Below are 24517 nucleotides of genomic sequence, written 5' to 3'. Positions count from 1 at the left end.
TCAAAGCATCAAAAGGGATTAGTGAGCACAAACCAAACATTGCTTGTGTTCAACATGATAAGAAAACTCCTCCCAGTAGTGTTTCAGCATACCGCGCACCGGCATAGCCGCAGCATCGCCAAGTGCACAAATAGTATGGCCCATAATGTTTTGGGCAAGAGAATTAAGCAAATCCAGATCTTCCAAACAACCTTGTCCATGCTCAATACGATTGACCACACGCCACAGCCAACCTGTACCTTCACGACAAGGTGTACATTGACCGCACGATTCTTCGAAGTAAAAATATGATAGACGCAAAAGTGAGCGCACCATACAGCGTGTTTCATTCATCACGATAACGGCTCCCGAACCAAGCATTGAGCCAACTTTAGCTAAGCTATCGTAATCCATCGTAGTTTGCATCATCAAATCACCTGGCACCACTGGCGCAGAAGATCCACCAGGGATCACCGCCTTTATCTTCTTTCCCCCACGCATGCCCCCAGCCAATTTGAGCAATTCTGAAAATGATGTTCCCAAGGGAATTTCGTAATTCCCAGGATGCTCCACATCCCCTGAAACCGAGAAAATTTTTGTGCCGCCATTATTCGGCTTACCCATTTCCAAATATTTTTTTGGACCCACAGTTAACAAAAATGGTACCGCAGCAAACGTTTCAGTGTTGTTAATCGTGGTCGGCTTGCCGTACAAACCAAAACTCGCAGGGAATGGGGGCTTGAAACGTGGCTGTCCTTTTTTTCCTTCTAATGATTCAAGCAAAGCGGTTTCTTCACCACAAATGTATGCACCGTACCCGTGGTGCGCATGCAGTTCAAAAGAAAAATTCGAACCAAGAATCTTATGCCCGAGAAACCTAGCAGCACGAGCCTGTTCCAAGGCTATTTCAAAACGCTGATATGTTTCAAAAATTTCGCCGTGGATATAGTTATAGCCAATGGTGATGCCCATCGCATATGCAGCAATAGCCATGCCCTCAATCAGCGCATGGGGGTTATAGCGCATAATATCTCGATCTTTAAATGTCCCTGGCTCTCCTTCATCAGAATTACAAACGAGATACTTTTGTCCTGGAAATTGCCGCGGCATGAAACTCCATTTCAATCCCGTCGGGAAACCTGCACCACCACGACCACGCAAACCCGATTCCTTGACATCAGCAATCACCTGCTCTGGCGCGATATTCTCTTTTAAAATACGTGCCAGCTGCTTGTAGCCCCCACGGGATACATAATCTTTCAAATGCCAGTTATCGCCATTCAGACCGGCCAAGATCAGCGGTTTAATATGACGGTCATGTAACGCAGTCATGCCTGACCTCCGTTACTATCATCCGCTTTCGTCTTCAGCATATCCAGCAACACGTCAATCTTTTCATTACTCATAAACCCACACATATGATGATTATTAACCAGCATCACTGGTGCATCACCGCACGCCCCCATACACTCACCCTCTTTGAGAGTAAAAAGCCCGTCAGCAGTTGTTTCGTTGAAGTCAATGCCTAGTTTATGTTTTAGATAAATCACTGCTTCTTGAGCACGTGTCAATTGACAAGGCAAATTAGTACATACCGTCAGCTTAAACTTACCGACAGGATGAGTGTTGTACATATTGTAGAAGGTTGCCACCTCCTGAACAGCGATCGCAGGCATCCCAAGATAGTCAGCCACAAACTGCAGAGCATCTGGAGACAACCATCCTTTTTCGAGTTGAACAATTGCAAGCGCTGCCATCACTGCGGACTGTTTTTGCTCCGCTGGATATTTGGCGACTTCACAGTCAATTTTTTTCAAAGTTTCGGGAGAAAGCATTTCCGATCCAACTTTTTTACTAAAAATGTTAGTTCCGCTGCAGCTCAACGAAGGCGAGCTAATATTTCAGAAATCTGTATCTAAGCGCAGCAACTGAAATTGTAGGTATTTTTTGTCAGGCTCTCTAACAAGTCACGCTTGCGAATTCGCCAAGAGCGCATCACGTGATCAACGATCAATCTCGCCAAAGACGATATCCTGTGTACCAATGATTGCAACTGCATCGGCAATCATATGACCTTTTGCCATCTCATTCAGCGCAGACAAATGAGCAAATCCCGGTGCACGAATCTTCAAACGATAGGGCTTATTAGCTCCATCCGACACCAGATAGATACCGAATTCCCCCTTCGGATGCTCAATAGAAACATATACCTCACCCTCCGGCACGCGAAAACCTTCTGTAAATAACTTGAAGTGGTGAATTAACGCTTCCATATTTGACTTCATCTCAACGCGCGACGGCGGTGCCACTTTCTGGTTATCTGTTATCACCGGACCACCAGGATTAGCACGCAACCAAGTCGAGCACTGCTGAATCAAGAGTACAGATTGACGCATTTCCGCCATACGCACCAAATAACGATCGTAACAATCACCTTCTTTACCAACCGGAACATCGAAATCAAGTTTGTCGTATACCTCGTATGGATGTTTTTTCCGCAAATCCCAGGCAATACCTGAACCACGCAACATTGCACCAGAAAAACCAAGCTGCATGGCACGTTCCGGCGACACCACACCTATACCAACCAGACGCTGCTTCCAAATTCGATTATCCGTCAGCAACGTCTCATACTCATCAATACATTTCGGGAAACGGCCGGTAAAATCATCGATGAAGTCAAGCAAAGAACCTTGACGTGCCCGATTCATACGTTTAGTGTCATGCTCATTATGAAACTTTGAAGCACGGTACTGTGGCATCGCATCCGGCAAATCTCGATAAACACCTCCAGGACGATAATAAGCAGCATGCATCCGAGCACCAGAAACAGCTTCGTAAACATCGAAGAGATCTTCACGTTCTCGAAAAGCATATAAAAACACAGCCATCGCGCCAACATCGAGAGCATGCGACCCAATCCACATCAAGTGATTCAAAATCCTTGTAATCTCGTCGAACATTACACGAATATATTGCGCACGAAGTGGTACTTCAACACCAATTAACTTCTCGATAGCCATCACATATGCGTGCTCGTTACACATCATTGAGACGTAATCCAGACGGTCCATATAAGGCACCGACTGCAAAAATGTTTTAGACTCAGCCAGTTTCTCTGTGGCACGATGCAACAAACCGATATGTGGGTCTGCTCGTTGAATTACTTCACCATCTAATTCAAGCACGAGCCGAAGCACACCGTGGGCTGCTGGATGCTGCGGACCGAAGTTTATCGTATAATTTTTGATTTGGGCCATATATTGCAACTCAATCTCTTTGAACAGCATAGTGCTCTTCACGGATTACGCGCGGTGTAATTTCACGTGGCTCAATCGTGACTGGCTGATAAATCACTCGTTTCTGCTCAGAATCGTAACGCATTTCAACGTAACCTGATGTCGGAAAGTCTTTACGGAAAGGATGACCGATAAAACCGTAATCCGTCAAAATCCGCCGCAAATCTGGGTGACCTTCGAAAACAATACCGAAGAGATCGAATGCTTCCCGCTCAAACCAATCAGCCGAACTCCACAAATCGATTACCGATGATACGATTGGGAAATCATCATCTGTTGCAAATACACGCACGCGTAAGCGCCAATTGTGACTTATAGAAAGCAGATGCAATACAACGGCATAACGCGAACCTACACAAGCGCAGTCACCAAATGTCAAGTAATCAATCCCAGCAACGTCCATTAATTGCTCGAATTTCAAATTAGGATGCTCACGTAATGTATGAGCAACATCATAATAGTCACTTGCCTTAACCACGAGTGTTAACTCATCAAGTGCACAAATCAGTTGATGAGCTTTTTCAGCCAACACCATCTCGAGATTTCTTTTCAGCTGTTCAAGTTTCCGCATGCAAGGTCTCTGTTATTTGCGCGCGATTGTATTGGTGCGCTTGATCTTTGACTGCAATTGCATGATCCCATAGATCAATGCTTCCGCCGTCGGTGGACAGCCTGGCACATAAACGTCAACTGGTACAATTCGATCACAGCCTCTCACGACCGAATAAGAATAATGGTAATATCCCCCACCATTAGCACACGATCCCATCGAAATAACCCAACGTGGCTCAGCCATCTGATCGTAGACCTTACGAAGCGCAGGGGCCATCTTATTACATAATGTACCGGCCACAATCATGACATCAGACTGACGTGGACTCGGACGAAAAACGACACCAAATCGGTCCAGATCATAACGTGCCGCACCAGCATGCATCATTTCGACTGCACAACACGCAAGACCAAACGTCATTGGCCACAGAGAGCCTGTGCGTGTCCAATTAATCAGATTATCCACCGTAGTAGTGACAAATCCTTCTCGCAAAACCCCTTCTACATTCATATGCTTATCCTGATTAACGATAACAATTTATTCCCAATCTAGCGCACCACGCTTCCATAGGAACACAAAGCCAATCAGCAATTCAATCAGGAAACCTATCATAGAAATGAAACCTGGCCAACCGATGTCGCGAAGGGCGACTCCCCAGGGAAACAGAAATGCCGTTTCTAAATCGAACAAGATGAAAAGAATAGCGATGAGGTAGTAACGCACATCGAACTTCATACGAGCGTCTTCAAATGCATCGAAGCCACATTCATATGGAGAGAGCTTCTCACTATCAGGATTATTCGGCCCGAGACATTTTCCGATGCCAATCAAGGTTATCCCAAGTCCACCACCCACCAGAAGAAATAATAGAACTGGATAATAGGTTCCTAGGCTCAAATCCATCCTCTTTTGGTTAGTTCATGAACCGGCCTGTTGTCGCCCACACCGGAACAGACTTCAGGAATAAAAATATATGACGACTGACTACCAATAATAAAAAAATTTAAAAGCAGAAAATAAAATGCCAGCCGACGCATTTCGCAAGGCTGACATCGTAGAACTCTGGTGCCGACGGCGAGACTCGAACTCGCACAGCTTTCGCCACTACCCCCTCAAGATAGCGTGTCTACCAATTTCACCACGTCGGCACTCATAGTCGAAAACCTTACAGTCACTTATGAATCGATTAAAGCTCACTATTATAGTGTTGCTCCAATTATTGTTCAACGAGCAATTCACATTTTATTTAAATTCATTTGTATCTCAATGAGTGATTTTTCTTTGAGAAAATATCACTTTGGGACGTCTTCTGAAAACATGCTCGATGGAACTTCAGGCAAAATATCCTCCGCCACCTCCGAAGTCATTACCTTCTTCACTTCCAGTGGAATATCACCTAGCACGCCCAGAGAAGTCTTTGAATGATACGAATTAAGAAATGTCAATGCTAACGTCACTGCAAAGAATATCGCTGCTAACATTCCCGTCATACGGGATAAAAAGCTTGCCGATCCAGATGCGCCGAAAAAACTGCCTGACGAACCGCTACCAAACGCTGCTCCCATATCAGCACCCTTACCGTGCTGCAATAGTACCAATCCAATCACACTGAATGCAGTAAACACTTGAATCACAATCAATAATATTTTCAAAAAATCCATTTCATCACCTGTATCAAAAAATTCATAGCAGGCGGAAAATGCCGCTCGTGATCAAAATAACAACCCTGCTTCACAAATCGCCAAAAAATCTTCAGATTTCAGTGCAGCGCCGCCAATCAGACCACCATCGACATCCTCCATCGCAAATAATTCAGCAGCATTATCGGATCTCATACTACCACCGTATAGGACGCGCACTTGCGCGACTGCCTCCCCCTTTGCGCGTAGCAAACCACGTAGATGCGCATGTACCTCTTGTGCTTGAGCACTAGTTGCAGCATATCCTGTACCGATTGCCCAAACAGGTTCGTAAGCCACCACAATGCGAGCGGCCTGTTCAGGAGACAGCATATCAAGCACAGCATTCAACTGACATGAAACCACAAGACCCGTGTCACCACAATCGCGCTCAGCCAATGTCTCTCCAACGCACACGATCGGCGTCATCCCAACATCAAGCACCCGTAACGTCTTAGCTAAAACCTTTGCATCGGACTCTCCATGGTACATTCGCCGCTCCGAATGACCAACAATCACATAGTGCGCACCAAACTCCGCAATCATCGATGCAGCCACCTCCCCTGTAAATGCACCGCTCTTTTCTGCCGAAACATCTTGGGCACCATAAACCAAGCGAGAGCCTTGCAGTTTTTTTTGACATTGCGCTAAAAAAGGGAATGGTACACACACTGCGGGCAACACCGCCATCCTAGTCAAAACTGGAGAACAAAGTAGCGCATCAAACAATCTCTGATTATCAATCAAACTGCCATGCAGCTTCCAATTACCAATCACGAGTTGACCAGCGGAACGGCCCAATGCCGTAGATTGCACCATCACTGCTTTAGCCATCACTCCCTCACGCCTATCATCACTATGCCTCAATAACCTTCGATTCTACGGTACCTAGACCACGCGGGTCAATTTTGAGTGCATAGGATATTTAATGTACGACAGCGAAATCAACACTGATAGGAAAATATACTTCCTATCAGGCATTTATTCCACATCATCTATGCATAGGGAAAAGTTATTTGGTAATAATATGCCAGGTGAACTTACCAAGTCATTACAAGCTTACCGATGTGAGTTCCAGACTCCATCAATTCATGAGCCCGAGCAGCCTCATAAAAACTGAATGCCTCATAAATCACCGGACGAATTTTGCCTGCAGCCAACAGTGGCCATACATATAAATATAATTTTTTCGCAATCGAAGCCTTAAATGCTACAGAACGAGCACGCAAAGTCGAAGCTGTCACAGTTAAACGGCGATGTAATAGCATCCGTATATCAAGTTCAACTTTACTACCACCAAGGAACGCAATGAGTGAGATACGTCCATCCATCGCTAGCGCTTGAATTTCACGCAGTAGATAATCCCCGCCTACCATATCCAGTATTACATCAACACCACGATCTGCCGTAAGCGCTTTAGTAACGACCACAAAATCTTCCGTTTTGTAATTGATACCGCGCTCTGCTCCAAGTTTTTCGCACGCATGTACTTTATCCATGGAACCAGCTGTAGCAAATACACTATGACCTAAGGCCACAGCGAGCTGAATAGCCATCACACCAATACCGCTAGTACCACCCTGCACCAGTAAAGTTTCTTTTTCACCGTCCTCTCTCACACCCAATCTAGCGCGATCGAATACATTGCTCCAGGTAGTAAAAAGTGCTTCCGGTAATGTGGCAGCCTCAATCTCCGAAAAGCCGGACGGGATAGGCAAACACTGTGCGAGTGGTACTGTACAGTATTCAGCATAACCACCACCTTGCAGTAACGCACACACGCGATCACCCATTTTTAAAGAGAATGGATTTGCCCCATCGAACGCGCCACTCGCACCATCAACGATCTCACCTGCCACTTCCAATCCCAGCAAATCTGAGCATCCTAGCGGTGCTGGATATAATCCTTTTCGCTGCAAGATATCGGGACGATTCACCCCAGCAGCAACAACCTTGATTAGCACCTCACCTTCATTCAATTTTGGCATATAGCGCTCAGTAAGTCTCAAAACTTCTGGCGCACCAAACTCGGTGATTTCCACAGCTTTCATGACGATGATCACATTTTAAAAATAGCACACAGATATGTGCACACATAATCGAACGCTACGGAAACAATATTACACAAACACCATTACACCCATATAAAGTTAAATAAGAATGTCAACAGTAAAAATTGTGTATTTCCCGCCTTAGCATCGATAAAAAATAGACTCACTTTATCTCAATGCGAAGTATTCCTGATGTGTTCACGAACCTTACAAGGGCATTTTCATTATGCAAAAATATCTCAATTAAACAAGATGACGCCTACTGCATATGGTCTTTCTTATATGGGAAATATCCAGCAGCACTCGTAACGGTTATCACACAAAGTGTGTCAGCTTGATTTCGCTCCGTGTGAGCCGAGCCTTACACGAAAACGATCTTCAAAAGAAGATATTTCAAATACGGAATAAAAAATTACGCATAACGCTTCATAACTCGGCGATATATCAAAAAAGCAAGCAAGTGCAGTTCCAGTAATTTTTTCAGAAAAGTGATTAACACCTTCCTGACCTCTAAACTAAAGCAAATAGTCTCAAACGATAAGTCTTAGTAACCGGCGACAATTCCCACAATACCCCCATACACCTCATGTCGAATTCAGAGTGCGGAGGTGCTAAAATTAGCGAAAATATATCTAAATCTCAAGAATTGACAAGAGACTACAATCCTAAATCGTAGAAAATCAGACAGGGCGCAAACGGAAGCACTAATCACGCACCAAAGATTGATTAATTATATATTCTAACCTAGACTGAATAAATTGGATTGAGAAAATCGGTTGAAAAAACTTTTTTCTCTTGGTGGAGATAAGCGGGATCGAACCGCTGACCTCTTGCATGCCATGCAAGCGCTCTCCCAGCTGAGCTATACCCCCACATACGCGAAGATTGTAGTAAATTTTTTATCTTCTGTGAAGTTCTTTTACAAAACATCAAAAAATATTCTGCCGACAAACAAATGGAAATAGATAAAAATGAAGACCATAGTAACGCAGAAAATCTGTACAGAGGGCACCTCAGAATCCGCCTTACAAATCTAAGGACATCTATCCACTGTAATCCAATTCAAGAAAAATAATCAAACAAATAACTAGGCCAAGCCTTTAGGCAAAGGAAATGCTATATTTTCTTCAACACCCTCGAGCACTCTGACACGTCCTTTACTAAGCTCACCCAAACGTATCAAAATCGACTGCGCTAACACTTCTGGGGCTGAAGCCCCAGCTGTCACACCGATACGACGCTTCCCAAGCAACCATGCTGATTCAATTTTTTCAGGATCATCCACCATATAGACAGGGATACCATTTTTTTGTGCAACTTCACGCAGTCGATTAGAATTAGAACTATTCCGACTACCAACAACGATTACCACATCACATTGTGGCGCCATAAATTTCACAGCGTCCTGTCGATTCTGAGTAGCGTAGCAAATATCCTGCTTTTTCGGCTCAACGATCGACGGAAAACGGGTCTTGAGTGCAGCAATAACTTGTGCGGCGTCCTCCATTGATAAGGTCGTTTGCGTCACATATCCCAACCTATCTGTCTCGGAAAAAATTAGCGCTGCGACATCTTCTTCCGTCTCGACCAAGAACATTCCAAAGTCCACCTGACCCATTGTACCCTCTACTTCAGGATGCCCTTTATGGCCAATCATTACAACCGAAAGTCCTTGTGCTCGCATCTTTGCCACTTCCATGTGCACTTTAGTCACTAGCGGACATGTGGCGTCAAAAACTCTCAAACAACGAGACTCTGCTTCTTCACGTATTGCTTTTGACACTCCGTGCGCGCTAAAAATTACTGTATTACCAGCCGGTACTTCTACTAGCTCATCAACGAAAATCGCTCCTTTTCTCCGCAAATCTGTCACCACATAGGCATTGTGAACAATCTCATGACGGACATAAATCGGTGCGCCAAACAATAATAAGGCTCGCTCAACAATCTCAATAGCACGATCAACACCCGCGCAAAATCCACGCGGCTGCGCCAATAGAATTTCTACATCAGGCCGCATAATGGACATCACATCGTCAAAGAAAAAAATTTACTGTTAACACGTTCAGAGGATTCCAATAATTTGCACTTCAAATACAATCCTCTGACCAGCTAGTGGATGGTTGAAATCAAGCAAGCACGCTGTCTCACCAAATTCTCGCAAAATCCCAGTATATCTTACACCATTAGTGGCATTAAACTCCACGAGATCACCAACCGTACAATCCTCCAAAAAATTCCCATTGTCATTGTATTTCAACGCCTTCAACGATACCCATTGCAACAACTTCGGATTGCGCATGCCAAACGCAGCATCTGGCTCTAATTCGAAATGCACCGGCTCAGGGTAAATTGACAACCCCAACAACATTTTTTCAAGTGTCCATATCAATTGTCCAGTTCCAAGTTGGAGCGTCGCAGGTCTCCCTCCGAAGGTATTCACAATATCAGAACCATCAAATGTAGCGATCCGATAATGAAGTGTTAAATAAGAATTTTCTTGAATTATCGAGTTAACAATGGAATACATGAGATTCTCGCAACAGACCGAACTTAACATTGTAATGTAGGGTGCGTTCCTCTGCCTGAATACTCAATTCATACTCACTTCTAAATTTAAACGATTTAATATAACCTTATACAAACATTTAGTAACTAATGTCATAATGAATGAAAGTACATTTTCATACTATAATTTTGCTGGATAGATTCAGATAGTGCCGAATTAAGAAAAAAAGTTGATTTTCTTTTTTATTCCATTATAATTTCAGTTTATTTATTTGTTTGATTAAATTTTTTCAGACAGAATTCTGCGTTAGGAGTGCTTCATGGCACGCGTATGTCAAGTGACCGGTAAAGCGCCGATGGTCGGCAATAACGTTTCCCACGCCAATAATAAAACAAAGCGTCGTTTTCTTCCAAACTTGCAAAATCGCCGGTTCTGGGTTGAGAGCGAAAATCGCTGGGTGCGGCTACGCATCTCGAATGCAGGATTACGCCTTATCGACAAAGTTGGTATGGACTCAGTCCTTATCAACCTACGCGAACGCGGCGAGATCTAAGGGGAGCTATCATGGCAAAAGGCGCACGCGATAAAATTAAGTTGGAATCGACTGCAGGCACGGGTCATTTCTATACAACTACGAAAAACAAGCGTACCAAACCGGAAAAGATAGAAATGATGAAGTTCGATCCAGTTGCTCGAAAACACGTTTCATACAAAGAAACTAAGATTAAATGAAATTTTCTTCAGAAAATTTCATTCTCATAACCCTGCTTCGGTGGGGTTTTCCTTCTGAAAGGCTGCATCAACTGGTAACACGCCATAAAATCTCTATGCACTTTAGATAGTATAAATATCAGTGCTTATCATGCAGATATCACACCGATACATCCATAGCGTATTAACGCTTGGATATTAATAAAAAGATAATTGCCATTCTTAACTATGGTAAGCCAAGACCCCTCACTGAAACAAGCGCATCATGAATTTTGACGTTGTGATCGTAGGTAGCGGTTTGGCTGGTCAATCAGTAGCCCTGCATCTCGCTGACAGATGTCGTGTTGCTCTCATCGCCAAAAGACAGATCCAAGAAGGCGCAAGCAATTGGGCCCAAGGGGGCATCGCTGCAGTGCTCGATCCAACGGATAGTCATTCTCAACATATCACCGACACCCTGCTCGCCGGCGCAGGCCTGTGTGATGAGAGTAACTCACGATACATTATTGAGCATAGCCGAGATGTCATCGAATGGTTAATTAAACAGGGTGTCTCTTTTACGAGAGATTCTTCCTCAGAACTCGGCTTCCATCTGACACGTGAAGGAGGACACACACATCGCCGCATAATTCATGCAGCCGACGCAACCGGCCATGCAGTTATCACAACACTATCAGAACGGGTACGAAACCATCCAAATATTACTGTACTCGAAAATTACTTTGCGATTGATCTAATTATATCAAATCAATCGCAAAGTTTATCAAATACAGAATGTTATTGCCAAGGGTTATATGTACAAAATATCGAAAGCAGTCAAATACACGTGATTACAGCAAAGCAAACAGTATTGGCAACTGGTGGCGCAGGAAAAGTCTATCTTTACACGACCAATCCAGACACATCGACCGGTGACGGTATTGCAATGGCATGGCGTATTGGCTGTCGGATCGCGAATATGGAGTTCATCCAGTTTCATCCAACGTGTCTATATCATCCTTATGCTAAGTCTTTCTTGATCTCCGAAGCTGTCCGTGGTGAAGGAGGAGTTTTATTATTACCTGACGGCACACGCTTCATGCCTCTACATGATCCACGCGCAGAACTTGCACCTCGCGACATCGTAGCACGTGCCATCGATTTTGAAATGAAAAAGCATGGGTTAGATTGTGTTTATCTGGATATCAGTCATCAGTCATCCTCATTTCTAAATGAACACTTCCCCACGATCCTCTCTCGCTGTCATGAACTTGGTATCGACATCACAAAGCAAGGTATTCCGGTAGTGCCAGCTGCACACTACACATGCGGTGGCATCGTCACCGACATAAATGGTCGCACAGATCTGTCTAGATTATATGCAATTGGCGAAACTGCTTACACTGGTTTGCATGGCGCAAATCGTCTAGCAAGTAACTCTTTACTCGAGTGTCTAGTGCTCGGAAAAGCTACTGCGGAAGACATCCTTCGACAAAATAGCTTGAAAACAACCATTAAAATCAATGCACCCGAATGGGACGAAAGTCGCGTCTGTGATCCTGACGAAGAGGTGGTTGTTGCACACAACTGGGATGAACTTCGCCGTATGATGTGGAATTATGTCGGCATTGTCCGTACAACGAAACGACTAGAACGCGCACAACATCGTATACATCTACTGCGCGAAGAGATTGCAGAGTATTATGCCAATTTTCGTGTTAGCCGTGATTTATTGGAATTGCGTAACCTAGTCGATGTAGCTTCTCTCATAATTGAAAGTGCTTTGTCTCGCCGTGAAAGCCGAGGACTACACTTCTCGCGTGATTTTCCAAATACTCTGCCCAAAGCGCTACCAACGGTACTTTCTCCCAAAAAGCACCGTGAAAAAAACAAACCACGTTTGTAGCCTTTGATTGAGTAAATTTACATATATATAGGCTTTACATACAGCAAGGGCCGTCCATCCAGCGTAATTTACTTCATCGTATATATCTTTCTAAAATACGCATAGAGAAATCTATCGCACGAATGTTTTTAGTCAAGCTACCGATCGAAATACGATCAACTCCTGTCTCAGCAATCACCTTCACCATTTTTAAATTAATGTTACCAGATACCTCAAGCAAGGCTCGCCCCGCAGTTATGTGTACTGCTTCCTGCATCATTTCTAACGTAAAGTTATCGAGCAGCACTGACTTTGCTCCCGCAGCCAATGCTTCGTTAAGCTGACTCAAAGATTCGACTTCAATCTGCACAGATATACCAGTACCAACTACAGCGTTGACGACCTCCATCACCGCTCCTACACCTCCTGCAGCAGCAATATGATTCTCCTTAATCAAAATACCATCGTAGAGCCCAAACCGTTGATTTTCTCCCCCACCGACACGAACCGCATACTTTTGCGCGAGCCTCAACCCTGGCAAGGTCTTGCGTGTATCTAGCACTTTCGCACGGGTTCCTTCAACATTATTGGAATAATCGCGTACCGACGTAGCAACACCCGATAACGTTTGCAAGAAATTCATTGCAGTCCGCTCTGCTGTAAGCAAAGCACGTGCAGATCCCCAAAGATCTACAACAGACGTAGTCGCTTCCATGGATTCACCCTCACGGCGATGCCATTCAATACGGATTGATGGGCTGATGGCATGCATCGATGCTTCAAACCAGGCAATGCCACACAGAATTGCATTCTCGCGTACAATGACCCGCGCTTGCACTTCTTGATCATCAGGAACAAGTTCACTTGTCAAATCACCGTTGCCAATATCTTCCGCTAACGCTACTCGTACGTTATCGATCACTGCCTTACGCAAGGGCTGTCCAAAAATAGAAAAAAATGGGGAAATATTCGGATGCGTCATGCCGGGCCTATTCCTGAAAAGAGAGCTGCGTCGTTAACCAAATTACCACTTGCACGAAAAACCTGCTTACGAACTTCAGCAAACGCTAACATACGCTCAATACACACATGTGCCGCATGACCAATTTCTAAGTCAACATTGACCTCATTAACCCCAGTTTCTAGAACTTCAGCTAAATTTCTCAAACTATTCATCGCCATCCATGGGCAGTGCGCACAGCTCTTGCAGGTTGCGCTATTGCCCGCTGTCGGAGCTTCTATAAAACTTTTTCCAGGTGCCAAAGTGCGCATCTTGTGCAAAATTCCCTTGTCCGTCGCAACAATAAATTCCATCGCATCCAAAGTCTGTACAGACTCGATCATTTTCGAGGTAGAACCAACGACATCCGCTAGCTCAACAACCGATGCCGGAGACTCAGGATGTACAAGCACTTTGGCATTTGGATACTCCTTTTTCAATAATTCAAGTTCCAATCCTTTAAACTCGTCATGGACCAAACAAGCGCCTTGCCAAAGCAACATGTCGGCTCCAGTCTGCTTTTGGATGTAACTGCCTAAATGACGATCAGGCGCCCACAGAATTTTCTTACCTTGCTCGTGCAGATGAGCCACGATATCCAACCCGATAGATGAGGTCACCATCCAGTCAGCACGTGCTTTAACTGCCGCGCTAGTATTAGCATAGACAACGACAATACGATCTGGATGGGAATCACAAAAAGCACGGAACTCATCAGCAGGACATCCCAAATCGAGTGAACAGGTCGCCTCAATATCAGGCATCAACACTCGTTTTTCAGGGCTAAGAATCTTTGATGTTTCTCCCATAAAACGGACTCCTGCAACCACCAATGTCTTAGCAGGATGTGCACGCCCGAAACGAGCCATTTCTAATGAATCTGCAACACAGCCTCCTGTTTCTTCAGCTAGGTCCTGAATATCAGAATCAACATAATAGTGAGCGACGAGTACCGCATCACGCTCCACAAGTAAACGTTTAATATGGATTTTGAGTTCGGCACGCTCTGCTTTTGATAAGGCTCTAGGCACACGTGCCCAAGCCTGTTTAACACATGTAGTCTCTGAGAATGTAGGAAGTTCGAATTCGACGGATTTGAGTGAGGCATCAACCATAATCGTGGTAACTGCTCTAACTAGTAAGAATCAAAAAATGACAGTAATCGCATTACGCAATTTCGCCATCATAAAAAAACACGAAACCCCGCTACTGCGGGGTTTCGATTATGCGACAAAACTGAAATCTTAGCTGAGTCGCGATTACGCGTAACGGCACAAGCATAGAGCAAAATCTTTCAACGCATGAATACCACTTTGCTCTGCACGATAGCACCAATTCTGCAATTGTAAAAGCAGCTGTTCACGTGATGCATTCGAACGCTCCCAAATCACCTCTAACTCTTGACGCATATGATAATAAGTACTTACTGAGTGACTATGCGCAAAAATCTGGCCCAATTGCTGTTTTTGTTGATCTTTCAAAGAACTCTTATGTTCATACAACCATTTTCGCGCACCATGGAACAATTGATATTCCCCATACTGACGCTTCTCCTTCAACATAGCCAATTCAGCGCTGTAGGCACGCTTAAAGCTCTTAATATAAAGCGCCATTACTTCATAGCGATTAGACAATACAGCCTGGAGCGTAGCGTCATCACAAGCTTTCTTACTCTTCGCTAACTTAAGCATAGGAGCAATTTTCTTTACCTTAGCTAATCCAAGGATTGAAAATAAGGAAATATACATCCAGCCGATGTCAAACTCATACCATTTATTTGATAACTTAGCCGACGTAGCATACGTATGGTGGTTGTTATGTAACTCCTCACCGCCGATTATGATACCCAAAGGAAATAGATTGGTCGACGCATCGCTGCAGTTAAAATTCCGGTAACCCCAGTAATGACCTAAACCATTAACAACACCCGCTGCCCAAAATGGAATCCAAACCATCTGTACTGCCCAAACGGTTAATCCAATTGCACCGAATAGCATGATGTTGATTATCAACATCATGCTAACACCAAGGATTTGAAAACGCTTATAGAGATGGTTTTCAATCCAATCGTTAGGAGTCCCGTGGCTGAACCTACGAAGAGTTTCTAAATTCTTAGCTTCGGTACGATACAACTCAGCACCTTCTAGCAAAACCTTCAGTAAGCCTCGCGTTTGAGGGCTATGTGGATCTTCCGGTGTTTCACACTTGGCATGGTGTTTTCGATGAATGGCTGCCCACTCACTTGTGATCATACCTGTGGTCATCCACAACCAAAAACGGAAGAAATGTGAGACAATCGGATGCAAATCCAGCGCACGATGCGCTTGGCAACGATGCAAATAAATAGTTACGCCGGCAATGGTTACATGCGTAACAATCAAGGTAAAGAGTATGATTTTCCAAACACTCCAACCAAGAAGGCCTGCAGAAAGGAATCCTAAAAAGCTATCCAAAAAAAATCCCTCCAATTCAAAGAAGATCAAATTCGAAGTGAGAAATTAATAAAAATCTCAAAGAAGCTTTCTCTGAAAAAAGCAATCGAATGGCGATTTTTTCATTTTCTATAATTCGTTTTCCCCAACAAAAAGCGGCACTTGACCATTTTATAACTCTTCTTCGTTCTTCTCAAAGCTCATGAAAAAATCAAGTGCACTGATTAATATCATTCAAGATGAGTATCCACGCTGGACACATGGAATTTCAATTTGATGATCACGAAAACTGCGTAAAATACCTAAATTGATAGAAGAATTAATGCCCTTTGTACCTTCGGCTGGATTTTTAACCCAGAAATCCATCTCCAAATCTATTCCATACACACCAAAATTCAACAGCAATAAAGACGGAGGAGGATCCTGTAAAACACGCTCAATGCCTTCTGTCGCTCTCTTCATCAAAGCCATAGCCTTTTCGACGTCTGTACCATAAGCCACCTGAACACTTACCTTAGCACGACCAATTTTTGAACCCAAAGAATAATTTTGCACAACATCTGAGATGAGTTTCTCATTAGGCACCAGCACCTCCACACCATCGAAACCCGTGACAGTAGTATAACGCATATTTATCTGAGAAACAGTGCCGTGATAAGAGTTGACTGTCACGAGATCACCTATACGCAATGACCTATCAAGCAAAATAATAAATCCCGAAACGTAATTACTTGCCATTTTTTGCAAGCCAAATCCTAGACCAACACCTAGCGCACCCCCAAACACACCTAACACGGTGATATCTATACCAACAAATGATAACCCACCTAGTACAGCAATTAGAGTCAGTAAGGTTTTCACCACACGCGACATCACAACCTTCAAATTGTCGTCTAGCGTCTCCGAGCGCATAATGCGACCTTCCAGCAATGCCCCGAAACATAGTGCCAACAATACGGTCACACCGACCCATAACGTGCCATTCAACATTTTATAAAGCGATAATTCACTCTGTCCAACGGTAAACCGCACGCTGTTCAAGGAACGGAAGATATGACCCTCAACACCCAAGACATACATGACCATGCTCAGACCAGCCAACACCATGACAACACGCTCAACCATTTGAAGCAATCCGCTCGCCTGAGGTGAATTTGAAAAAAGACGCCGAGCAACGTAGAACACCAAGAAAATTAGGGTACTACCAAATAACGGAACTTGAGCTAAGCGTAACAATGATGTATGCATCCAATTATCAAGAACAAAGCGCACAATGCTAAGTATGATCCACCCAAGCAACGTAAAAATCGCGCGATGCAAACTTGGTGCCCAATCAAGATTGGTAGGTTGAGCGTCAGAAGAGGTAGGTTGAGCGTCAGAAGAGGTAGGTTGAGCGTCAGAAGAGCCTTTTTTTACACGAAAAAGTACACGGCGAGAAATGAAAAACGCCATCAGTAACGTCCCAGCTAACGCCAAAAATTGCCAAAAAATATGTGGGTCGCGAAAATCGTGCACAAGATCATGCACCATGTGAGCAAAAACTTGATTGTTTTCCATCAAAGTCCTCCACAATCCGGCTTTTTATAATGTGTCTACTGCCCTAAAAAACGAATGGTCATGCAGAGCTTTTCATCGTCATCTGCTCGTAGTCTGTCCCCTTACTTCACTTCTCTATCTAGAATCATTTGTTAATCTACGACGCTCGAACACCGCGGCAAAGAAACCATCTGTGCCATGTCGATGCGGATTTAGCTCTAAATATTTTCCTGTATCTAGATTAATTTTCTGAGCAGAAAGCACCATGTTAACCGGAATTTCCACGAAATCAAGATGAGTCGTTAAAAATGACTTCACAATCTCTTGATTCTCATCATGAAGAATGCTGCATGTTGCATAAACCAAACGACCGCCCAGCTTTACAAGACGGGAAGCGGAGGCAAGAATTGAAATCTGCTTTCCCGTCAATTCATCGACAGTTTCTGGAGATTGGCGCCATTTCATATCAGGATTACGGCGTAGCGTGCCAAGCCCACTACACGGCACATCTACCAATACACGGTCAATCTTACCCACCAAGCGCTCGATTTTAGTATCGTATTCGCTATCGATTACGACCGGATAAACATTCGACAAACCGCTACGCAATAAGCGCGGCTTAAGTTTGGACAAACGCTTCTCAGAAACATCGAAGGCATATAACCGGCCAGTCGAACGCATTGCCGCACCAATGGCAAGGGTCTTGCCACCAGCACCAGCACAAAAATCGACAATTATCTCACCGCGACGGGGAGCAACTAGTTGACATAGCAATTGACTGCCTTCGTCCTGTATTTCAAAAGCACCAGCAATAAACAATGAATGCTTTTGTAATTCTGGTTTTTCTACCAAACGGATACCATTCGGTGAAAAAGGAGTAGGTTTAGCCAAATAACCACACTTACACAGCGCTGCAAGTGTATCGTCTCTGTTCGCTTTCATCAGGTTAACACGACAATCAAGCGGCGCCGATTGGTTCATTGATGCCGCAAGCGCTTCTGTCTCAAGCTCACCCAAATGAGCTATCAATCGCTGATAAATCCAACTCGGCAAGTTGCTACGCACTCTTGGTGCAAGGCTTACTGGATCGATTTGCAGAATCTGTTCGAGCCAGGCCATCTCATCTGGCGTAGTCACGAGTTGAACCGACTTTAAACCTCTCGTGAAAACTAAACCCAAAAGTACTAGATTACGCTCCAATGAGCCTTGGGCACTTTGGGCATAGTGACCAAATTCAAGTTTTCGGCGCACAATAGAAAAAATTGTATCCAGAAGCACAGAGCGCTCACGCCGTCTAAACCGTCCATGCTCAAGGAAATATGTACCCACAATGACATTCACTGGACTGAGGAACGTTAGCACATCAACCAACAATTTTTGAGCATGCTCAAACAACGCCGGGGATAAACTCTCGCCACACATCTTTGGCAAACCGATATGACAAACTTGTAAATTCCCATTCCGTTCTCCAACGATGAGCTTATCTGGAAAGATAGGAATCTTACTACAGCAGACATTACAATCACTATTGTATCCGTACTCAGTCTGTCTTATTGTCATGCATTTGCACCAAAGAACCACTGAGGCTCGTTCATCCCATTGATATCAGGCGCCAAGGATACATATAAGTCATCCACATACAACCGATCCTCCACGAACCAACGAACGGCACGAGGATAAATAACATGCTCGACTGCCAAAATTCGATCAGATAAGGTTTCCGGCGTGTCATCCACCTTAATCGGGACCGCAGCCTGTAACACGATCGGCCCATGATCGAGCACTGAAGTGACGAAATGAACTGTTGCCCCCGAAAGTTTGCAGCCTGCCTCGATAGCAGACGCATGTGTATGCAATCCAGGGAAAGCAGGCAAAAGCGAAGGATGAATATTCATTAAACGACCCGCATAATGCAAGGTGAAGTCTGACGTCAAGACACGCATGAATCCGGCCAGCACTACAAGATTAGGGGAAAAAGCATCTATGACCACAGCTAATTCGGATTCGAATAACTCGCGGGTCTTGCCACGACTCTCGACCACAAGAGTAGGGATGCCTTGAGCTTGAGCAAAAGCCAGTCCAAAGGCATCATGGCAATTGGCAATGACGGCTACGACACGTGCAGACCAGTGCTCATCAGCGCAAGCACGCACAATAGCTTGCATATTACTGCCACGTCCGGAAATCAGTATAACAATATTCTTCATATTCTATATATTATCATTAGTTCAACACGGTTACGATTCCATTGTTTTCATCATCAATTTAGCGAAACGTTTATAATCTTCTGTCCTGCGATGTCTTATTTTTTTTGAGATCTTAAAAATCAATATAAGAAATCACAGACATTGAACAGCATAAGCAAATTATTCTTCACCATTTAGATATCGTGCGAGTCTTTCGGGGTCTACCCAACCAAAAAAACAAAACACCGTGTGTGCTCACTATCGGCAATTTCGATGGAGTCCACCTTGGACATCAAGCCTTATTAGCACGTCTACGCGCTGCTGCGGTAGCTCGCAGCCTTCCACTCTGTGTGATGACATTCGAGCCTCACCCGCGCGAGTATTTTTCCACACAACAAGTTCCCTCACGCATTTCAAATTTAAGAGATAAAATAGGGGCACTGTGCGCACATGGTGTAGATCGCATTGTGATTCAGCATTTCAATGCACATTTTGCCGCGCAATCACCAGAAGATTTCTTGCGAAATCTCATTCAAGATGGGCTGCACACCCGCTTGCTACTCGTCGGTGACGATTTTCGTTTCGGGGCCAAACGATCCGCTGATTTCGCTTATCTAAAAGAAGCAGGTCAACGCTATGACTTTGTCGTGGAACAGATGCCAACTATCATGGAGCATACTGGAACGCGTATCTCTAGTTCAGAGGTGCGAAGTGCATTAGCCAGCGGTCATTTTGATCATGTAAACTCATTACTTGGCCGTCCCTATACTATTTCAGGCCACGTCATTCATGGAATGAAACTTGGCCGTCAACTCGGTTTTCCGACACTAAATCTACGCATTACACACCGTTACCCAGCACTCATGGGAATTTTTGTAGTGCAAGTACACGGTATATCTAAGAATCCATTACCTGCTGTTGCCAGCCTTGGTCTGCGTCCCACCATTAACAACTCTGGTCGCATACTACTAGAGGTACATCTCCTCGATTACGTCGGGGAAGCTTATGGCATGCTTGTACATGTAGAATTTCTAAAAAAACTTCGAGAAGAGAAAAAATTCAATAGTCTTAAACAATTGCAGTGTGCTATCGCACAAGACACGCAAAAAGCACACGCTTATTTTTCAAAAAAAACTACGTCGCTTAACAATTCACAATCTCAGCGCGACTTCGCAACTTCAGCAACCGATCGAATTAGATGACCATGCATCCATGGACGCCCAACATTAGGGTATCCAGTGTTGTAACTTTACGACACAACATGTCTCATCTGACATATCTGATCCGGTAACACCATGACATCACGATTTCGTAAACGACGTATTATGAACCATAAAAAATCCCAAAGTAAGTATCCTATCAATCTGCTAGACACTCCCTTCCCAATGCGCGCTGATCTACCCAATCGAGAACCGCTATGGATAAAACAATGGCAGAAAGAAAAAATCTATCAAAAAGTGCGCAAGGCCAGAGCTGGCTGCACAAAATTCATCCTGCATGATGGTCCACCATATGCCAATGGTGAGATCCACATTGGCCACGCGGTCAACAAGATTCTTAAAGATATAGTCATAAAAAGTCGCACGCTCTCTGGCTTTGATGCTGTCTACGTACCAGGTTGGGATTGCCACGGCATGCCCATAGAAATTCAACTTGAGAAACAGTTCGGCAAGAATCTTCCAGTATCTGTAGTGCAGGAAAAAGCACGCGCTTACGCCAATGTTCAAATCGAACGTCAAAAGCTCGATTTCGAGCGTCTTGGTATCCTCGGCGACTGGCATCATCCTTACACAACCATGAATTTTGCAAATGAGGCTGGCGAAATGCGTGCGCTAGCGAAGATCCTCAAAACTGGTTACGTGTTCCGTGGTTTAAAGCCGGTAAATTGGTGCTTCGATTGTGGTTCAGCACTCGCTGAAGCCGAAGTAGAATATAAAGACAAGACAGACCTCGCCATCGACGTGGGATTCCCGTTTGTGGAGCCTGATCGAATCGCAGCAGCATTCAACCTGGCGACTCTACCACAATCAGAAGGCTATATAGTAATATGGACTACCACTCCGTGGACTATCCCCTCCAACCAAGCGCTGAATCTTCACCCGGAGATTGAATATGCCTTAGTTGACACAGAGCGTGGCTTACTCATCCTGGCGCAAAAGCGCATCAACGATTGCCTGAAAACCTACAACTTAAAAGGTAAGGTCATTGCGACAACCCCTGGCAGAAAACTCAAAGGTATCCGTTTCCATCATCCACTTGCCAAACTCAACACCGGTTATGCACGAACCTCACCTGTTTACATCAGCGAATACGTAACCATCGATGCGGGCACAGGAATCGTTCATTCTGCTCCAGCTTACGGCATGGAGGATTTTTTATCATGCAAAGCTCACGGCATGCATGATAACGAGATCCAAATGCCCGTACTCGGCGATGGCCGCTACCAAGACAAACTTCCATTGTTTGGAGGACAAATTATCTGGAATGCTAACTCAAACATCGTTGAGGCCTTACTGAAGGCTGGTACGCTGTTTCACTCGTTCAAATACACACATAACTACATGCATTGCTGGCGTCACAAGTCACCGATCATCTATCGAGCAACAAAACAGTGGTTCGTCGGAATGGACATAATTCCGAGTGAAAATTCACCAAGTCAGGGTAAAACATTACGCGAAACAGCTCTAGCTGGCATCGAAGCCACAGCGTTTTTTCCATCCTGGGGTAAACAACGTTTGTATGACATGATTGCTAATCGCCCGAACTGGACTCTCTCCCGTCAGCGACAATGGGGTGTGCCAATGGCTTTTTTTGTCCACAAAGAAACCGATGCACTACACCCACGCACCCCCGAACTCCTAGAAGCTATTGCTCAACGTGTAGAAAAAGGAGGGATCGAAGCCTGGCAAGCACTTGACCCAGCCGAGCTGTTAGGTGAGGAAAGCTCACAATATGAAAAAAATCACGATACACTTGACGTTTGGTTCGATTCGGGAACTACACATTGGCATGTGATCCGCGGCTCACATAAAGATGATCTACAATTCCCGGCAGATCTCTACCTTGAAGGTTCAGACCAACATCGTGGCTGGTTCCATTCTTCCTTGTTAACCGCATCAATGCTAGATGGTCGCCCACCATACAAAGCATTGCTCACACATGGTTTCACTGTGGACGGGCAAGGTCGCAAAATGTCAAAATCGATTGGCAACACCGTCGCACCGCAAGAAATTGCTGGCAAGCTTGGGGCAGAAATTATCCGTCTTTGGGTTGCGTCAACCGATTACTCAGGTGAGTTATCCATTTCTGACGAAATTCTTAAGCGTGTGGTAGAAAGTTATCGACGAATCCGTAATACGCTCCGGTTCTTGCTCGCGAATTTGGCAGACTACGATCATGCGAAGCAGGCCCTGCCTCCCGATCAATGGCTCGAAATCGACCGTTATGTAATCGCACTGATGCATTCACTTCAAAAAGAAGTACTTAATCATTACGATCGCTATGAATTCCATCCGGTTGTAACCAAGCTACAAACGTTCTGCTCTGAGGATCTTGGGGGCTTTTATTTGGATATCCTCAAGGACCGTTTGTACACCAGCGCACCTAATTCTCAAGCACGCCGTGCTGCGCAGAATGCCCTGTATCACATCACCCATGGGTTACTCAAGCTAATGTCGCCCTTCCTTTCATTCACCGCAGAAGAAGCTTGGCAGATCTTCATGCCAGGCAATAGTACAATTTTCACGGAAACTTACTACGCGTATCCAGAGATCCCTGAAGCACCTCGATTGCTGGAAATATGGCATTTAGTGCGCACAGTCCGCTGTGAGGTTGCCAAAGCACTAGAAGCTGCTCGAGTAGCTGAAGCTATAGGTTCATCGTTACAAGCTGAAGTCGAGTTACACGCATCAAAACGTAAGTATGAGGTGCTAAAAAGTCTCGGAGACGATTTGCATTTCGTGATGATCACCTCGGCGGCCACAGTGACAGAAGTTGCAACGGAAGATGAAGAAAAAGTGATCGTGACAGCGTCGGGACACGTCAAATGCGAACGCTGTTGGCACTACCGCGCAGAGGTCGGCAAAGATAAAAAACATCCAATGCTGTGCAGACGCTGCATCTCGAATTTATTCGACACTGACCAACACCTCCACAAAGCATAATGGCCAAAAAAAACAGAGCGCCTCGCAGCGCGGAGTCTCTCGACACTGATAGAATATCCCTCGGCTCGTGGCTGAGCATTGCCATTGCTGTGATCTTACTAGATCAAATCACGAAGATAACAGCTCTCAAAACACTCCAGTACGGCGAATTTTGTCCGGTAACTGCATTCTTCAATCTAGTCTTAGTCTATAACGAAGGTGCTGCATTCAACTTCCTAGCCAACGCTGGAGGTTGGCAACGCTGGTTCTTAATATTACTAGGCATAAGCGCGGGGGTATTCATTGTTTCAATACTCAAGCATCACAACAGTCAACGTATATTCTCTCTATCGTTGGTACTAATCCTCGGCGGTACGCTCGGCAATGTGATCGACCGCATTGTTTACGGTCACGTTGTCGATTTTCTCGATTTTCATCTCGCCGAGTGGCACTGGCCAGCCTTTAATGTATCGGACATGTGTATAGTTGTAGGAGTAATCTTGCTTATCTTGGACGAAGTGTGTCGCGCCAAACGCGGGAAATAACATTAACGATAAATCAGTTTCTCAAGCACAT

Annotated in this window: 23 protein-coding genes and 2 tRNA genes; 6 read left to right on the top strand and 19 right to left on the bottom strand. The window is 44.6% G+C overall.

What is annotated here, in order from left to right:
- Positions 1 to 18: 18 nt before the first annotated feature.
- From nuoF to BZL35_RS00260, 13 genes are all read right to left on the bottom strand, one after another.
- Positions 19 to 1311: an NADH-quinone oxidoreductase subunit NuoF gene (gene nuoF / locus BZL35_RS00320; RefSeq protein WP_106181730.1), complete on the bottom strand. Its 1293-nt coding sequence runs from the start codon at positions 1309 to 1311 to the stop codon at positions 19 to 21.
- Complete coding sequence (gene nuoE / locus BZL35_RS00315; RefSeq protein WP_106181727.1) at positions 1308 to 1814, bottom strand: NADH-quinone oxidoreductase subunit NuoE; 507 nt, start codon at positions 1812 to 1814, stop codon at positions 1308 to 1310. The genes nuoF and nuoE overlap by 4 nt, the downstream gene beginning before the upstream one ends.
- Before the next feature lie 168 nt (positions 1815 to 1982).
- Positions 1983 to 3239: an NADH-quinone oxidoreductase subunit D gene (locus tag BZL35_RS00310; protein ID WP_106182802.1), complete on the bottom strand. Its 1257-nt coding sequence runs from the start codon at positions 3237 to 3239 to the stop codon at positions 1983 to 1985.
- 10 nt (positions 3240 to 3249) lie between these two features.
- Entirely contained in the window at positions 3250 to 3849 is a 600-nt protein-coding gene (locus BZL35_RS00305; protein WP_106181725.1) for an NADH-quinone oxidoreductase subunit C, read from the bottom strand.
- Positions 3850 to 3861: 12 nt separating this feature from the next.
- A complete protein-coding gene (locus BZL35_RS00300) occupies positions 3862 to 4341 on the bottom strand; it encodes a NuoB/complex I 20 kDa subunit family protein (protein WP_106181723.1) in 480 nt (159 codons plus the stop codon).
- Positions 4342 to 4368: 27 nt separating this feature from the next.
- On the bottom strand, positions 4369 to 4734 hold the full coding sequence (locus tag BZL35_RS00295) for an NADH-quinone oxidoreductase subunit A (protein WP_420837009.1): 366 nt from the start codon (positions 4732 to 4734) through the stop codon (positions 4369 to 4371).
- Between the two features lie 160 nt (positions 4735 to 4894).
- A tRNA-Leu gene (locus BZL35_RS00290) sits at positions 4895 to 4979 on the bottom strand.
- A 144-nt stretch (positions 4980 to 5123) separates the two neighbouring features.
- Positions 5124 to 5492 carry a preprotein translocase subunit SecG gene (gene secG / locus BZL35_RS00285; RefSeq protein ID WP_106181721.1) on the bottom strand — a complete coding sequence of 123 codons (369 nt, stop codon included), beginning with the start codon at positions 5490 to 5492 and terminating at the stop codon, positions 5124 to 5126.
- A 51-nt stretch (positions 5493 to 5543) separates the two neighbouring features.
- Complete coding sequence (tpiA, locus tag BZL35_RS00280; protein ID WP_245916300.1) at positions 5544 to 6344, bottom strand: triose-phosphate isomerase; 801 nt, start codon at positions 6342 to 6344, stop codon at positions 5544 to 5546.
- Positions 6345 to 6550: 206 nt separating this feature from the next.
- A complete protein-coding gene (locus BZL35_RS00275; RefSeq protein ID WP_106182799.1) occupies positions 6551 to 7561 on the bottom strand; it encodes an NAD(P)H-quinone oxidoreductase in 1011 nt (336 codons plus the stop codon).
- Positions 7562 to 8357: 796 nt separating this feature from the next.
- A tRNA-Ala gene (locus BZL35_RS00270) sits at positions 8358 to 8433 on the bottom strand.
- Positions 8434 to 8648: 215 nt separating this feature from the next.
- Positions 8649 to 9590 (bottom strand): 4-hydroxy-3-methylbut-2-enyl diphosphate reductase, encoded by a 942-nt coding sequence (gene ispH / locus BZL35_RS00265; RefSeq protein WP_106181718.1) that lies wholly within the window; start codon positions 9588 to 9590, stop codon positions 8649 to 8651.
- Between the two features lie 36 nt (positions 9591 to 9626).
- Positions 9627 to 10091, bottom strand: a complete 465-nt coding sequence (locus BZL35_RS00260) for an FKBP-type peptidyl-prolyl cis-trans isomerase (RefSeq protein WP_106181716.1) — start codon at positions 10089 to 10091, stop codon at positions 9627 to 9629.
- A 298-nt stretch (positions 10092 to 10389) separates the two neighbouring features.
- Here BZL35_RS00260 and rpmB point away from each other — a divergent pair, with 298 nt between their 5' ends.
- The 3 genes from rpmB (at position 10390) to nadB (ending at position 12666) form a co-directional block, all read left to right on the top strand.
- Positions 10390 to 10623, top strand: a complete 234-nt coding sequence (rpmB, locus tag BZL35_RS00255; protein WP_106181713.1) for a 50S ribosomal protein L28 — start codon at positions 10390 to 10392, stop codon at positions 10621 to 10623.
- An 11-nt stretch (positions 10624 to 10634) separates the two neighbouring features.
- A complete protein-coding gene (rpmG, locus tag BZL35_RS00250; protein WP_106181711.1) occupies positions 10635 to 10802 on the top strand; it encodes a 50S ribosomal protein L33 in 168 nt (55 codons plus the stop codon).
- Between the two features lie 244 nt (positions 10803 to 11046).
- On the top strand, positions 11047 to 12666 hold the full coding sequence (nadB, locus tag BZL35_RS00245; RefSeq protein ID WP_106181709.1) for an L-aspartate oxidase: 1620 nt from the start codon (positions 11047 to 11049) through the stop codon (positions 12664 to 12666).
- A 73-nt stretch (positions 12667 to 12739) separates the two neighbouring features.
- Here nadB and nadC read toward each other — a convergent pair whose 3' ends face one another.
- The 6 genes from nadC to purN all read right to left on the bottom strand — a co-directional run bounded on the left by nadC (position 12740) and on the right by purN (position 19820).
- Positions 12740 to 13627 carry a carboxylating nicotinate-nucleotide diphosphorylase gene (gene nadC, locus BZL35_RS00240; RefSeq protein ID WP_106181706.1) on the bottom strand — a complete coding sequence of 296 codons (888 nt, stop codon included), beginning with the start codon at positions 13625 to 13627 and terminating at the stop codon, positions 12740 to 12742.
- Positions 13624 to 14760, bottom strand: coding sequence for a quinolinate synthase NadA (gene nadA, locus BZL35_RS00235; protein ID WP_106181704.1), 1137 nt, complete (start codon positions 14758 to 14760; stop codon positions 13624 to 13626). The genes nadC and nadA overlap by 4 nt, the downstream gene beginning before the upstream one ends.
- A gap of 144 nt (positions 14761 to 14904) precedes the next feature.
- Positions 14905 to 16098 carry a DesA family fatty acid desaturase gene (locus BZL35_RS00230; protein WP_106182798.1) on the bottom strand — a complete coding sequence of 398 codons (1194 nt, stop codon included), beginning with the start codon at positions 16096 to 16098 and terminating at the stop codon, positions 14905 to 14907.
- Positions 16099 to 16311: 213 nt separating this feature from the next.
- Positions 16312 to 17634 (bottom strand): mechanosensitive ion channel family protein, encoded by a 1323-nt coding sequence (locus tag BZL35_RS00225; protein ID WP_106181702.1) that lies wholly within the window; start codon positions 17632 to 17634, stop codon positions 16312 to 16314.
- Positions 17635 to 17748: 114 nt separating this feature from the next.
- Positions 17749 to 19035: an RsmB/NOP family class I SAM-dependent RNA methyltransferase gene (locus tag BZL35_RS00220; protein ID WP_106182797.1), complete on the bottom strand. Its 1287-nt coding sequence runs from the start codon at positions 19033 to 19035 to the stop codon at positions 17749 to 17751.
- A gap of 134 nt (positions 19036 to 19169) precedes the next feature.
- On the bottom strand, positions 19170 to 19820 hold the full coding sequence (gene purN / locus BZL35_RS00215; protein WP_106181700.1) for a phosphoribosylglycinamide formyltransferase: 651 nt from the start codon (positions 19818 to 19820) through the stop codon (positions 19170 to 19172).
- Between the two features lie 182 nt (positions 19821 to 20002).
- Between purN and BZL35_RS00210 the strand changes: the two genes are divergently transcribed.
- The 3 genes from BZL35_RS00210 to lspA all read left to right on the top strand — a co-directional run bounded on the left by BZL35_RS00210 (position 20003) and on the right by lspA (position 24486).
- On the top strand, positions 20003 to 21001 hold the full coding sequence (locus tag BZL35_RS00210) for a bifunctional riboflavin kinase/FAD synthetase (RefSeq protein WP_106181698.1): 999 nt from the start codon (positions 20003 to 20005) through the stop codon (positions 20999 to 21001).
- Positions 21002 to 21124: 123 nt separating this feature from the next.
- Entirely contained in the window at positions 21125 to 23962 is a 2838-nt protein-coding gene (gene ileS / locus BZL35_RS00205; RefSeq protein WP_106182796.1) for an isoleucine--tRNA ligase, read from the top strand.
- Positions 23962 to 24486 (top strand): signal peptidase II, encoded by a 525-nt coding sequence (gene lspA, locus BZL35_RS00200; protein WP_106181696.1) that lies wholly within the window; start codon positions 23962 to 23964, stop codon positions 24484 to 24486. Before ileS ends, lspA begins: the two co-directional genes overlap by 1 nt.
- Positions 24487 to 24517: the final 31 nt, after the last annotated feature.

Source organism: Candidatus Pandoraea novymonadis (genome assembly GCF_003004665.1).
Lineage (GTDB): Bacteria > Pseudomonadota > Gammaproteobacteria > Burkholderiales > Burkholderiaceae > Pandoraea > Pandoraea novymonadis.
The sequence above is the reverse complement of the archived record's forward strand: the minus strand, read 5'-3'. Positions and strand labels throughout refer to the sequence as shown.

What these genes read in the sequence shown, in the direction of transcription:
- nuoF (WP_106181730.1), bottom strand. Translation starts at nt 1,311, where the DNA reads ATGACTGCGTTACATGACCGTCATATTAAACCGCTGATCTTGGCCGGT.
- nuoE (WP_106181727.1), bottom strand. Translation starts at nt 1,814, where the DNA reads ATGCTTTCTCCCGAAACTTTGAAAAAAATTGACTGTGAAGTCGCCAAA.
- BZL35_RS00310 (WP_106182802.1), bottom strand. Translation starts at nt 3,239, where the DNA reads ATGGCCCAAATCAAAAATTATACGATAAACTTCGGTCCGCAGCATCCA.
- BZL35_RS00305 (WP_106181725.1), bottom strand. Translation starts at nt 3,849, where the DNA reads ATGCGGAAACTTGAACAGCTGAAAAGAAATCTCGAGATGGTGTTGGCT.
- BZL35_RS00300 (WP_106181723.1), bottom strand. Translation starts at nt 4,341, where the DNA reads ATGAATGTAGAAGGGGTTTTGCGAGAAGGATTTGTCACTACTACGGTG.
- BZL35_RS00295 (WP_420837009.1), bottom strand. Translation starts at nt 4,734, where the DNA reads ATGGATTTGAGCCTAGGAACCTATTATCCAGTTCTATTATTTCTTCTG.
- secG (WP_106181721.1), bottom strand. Translation starts at nt 5,492, where the DNA reads ATGGATTTTTTGAAAATATTATTGATTGTGATTCAAGTGTTTACTGCA.
- tpiA (WP_245916300.1), bottom strand. Translation starts at nt 6,344, where the DNA reads ATGGCTAAAGCAGTGATGGTGCAATCTACGGCATTGGGCCGTTCCGCT.
- BZL35_RS00275 (WP_106182799.1), bottom strand. Translation starts at nt 7,561, where the DNA reads ATGAAAGCTGTGGAAATCACCGAGTTTGGTGCGCCAGAAGTTTTGAGA.
- ispH (WP_106181718.1), bottom strand. Translation starts at nt 9,590, where the DNA reads ATGTCCATTATGCGGCCTGATGTAGAAATTCTATTGGCGCAGCCGCGT.
- BZL35_RS00260 (WP_106181716.1), bottom strand. Translation starts at nt 10,091, where the DNA reads ATGTATTCCATTGTTAACTCGATAATTCAAGAAAATTCTTATTTAACA.
- rpmB (WP_106181713.1), top strand. Translation starts at nt 10,390, where the DNA reads ATGGCACGCGTATGTCAAGTGACCGGTAAAGCGCCGATGGTCGGCAAT.
- rpmG (WP_106181711.1), top strand. Translation starts at nt 10,635, where the DNA reads ATGGCAAAAGGCGCACGCGATAAAATTAAGTTGGAATCGACTGCAGGC.
- nadB (WP_106181709.1), top strand. Translation starts at nt 11,047, where the DNA reads ATGAATTTTGACGTTGTGATCGTAGGTAGCGGTTTGGCTGGTCAATCA.
- nadC (WP_106181706.1), bottom strand. Translation starts at nt 13,627, where the DNA reads ATGACGCATCCGAATATTTCCCCATTTTTTTCTATTTTTGGACAGCCC.
- nadA (WP_106181704.1), bottom strand. Translation starts at nt 14,760, where the DNA reads ATGGTTGATGCCTCACTCAAATCCGTCGAATTCGAACTTCCTACATTC.
- BZL35_RS00225 (WP_106181702.1), bottom strand. Translation starts at nt 17,634, where the DNA reads ATGGAAAACAATCAAGTTTTTGCTCACATGGTGCATGATCTTGTGCAC.
- BZL35_RS00220 (WP_106182797.1), bottom strand. Translation starts at nt 19,035, where the DNA reads ATGTGTGGCGAGAGTTTATCCCCGGCGTTGTTTGAGCATGCTCAAAAA.
- purN (WP_106181700.1), bottom strand. Translation starts at nt 19,820, where the DNA reads ATGAAGAATATTGTTATACTGATTTCCGGACGTGGCAGTAATATGCAA.
- ileS (WP_106182796.1), top strand. Translation starts at nt 21,125, where the DNA reads ATGAACCATAAAAAATCCCAAAGTAAGTATCCTATCAATCTGCTAGAC.
- lspA (WP_106181696.1), top strand. Translation starts at nt 23,962, where the DNA reads ATGGCCAAAAAAAACAGAGCGCCTCGCAGCGCGGAGTCTCTCGACACT.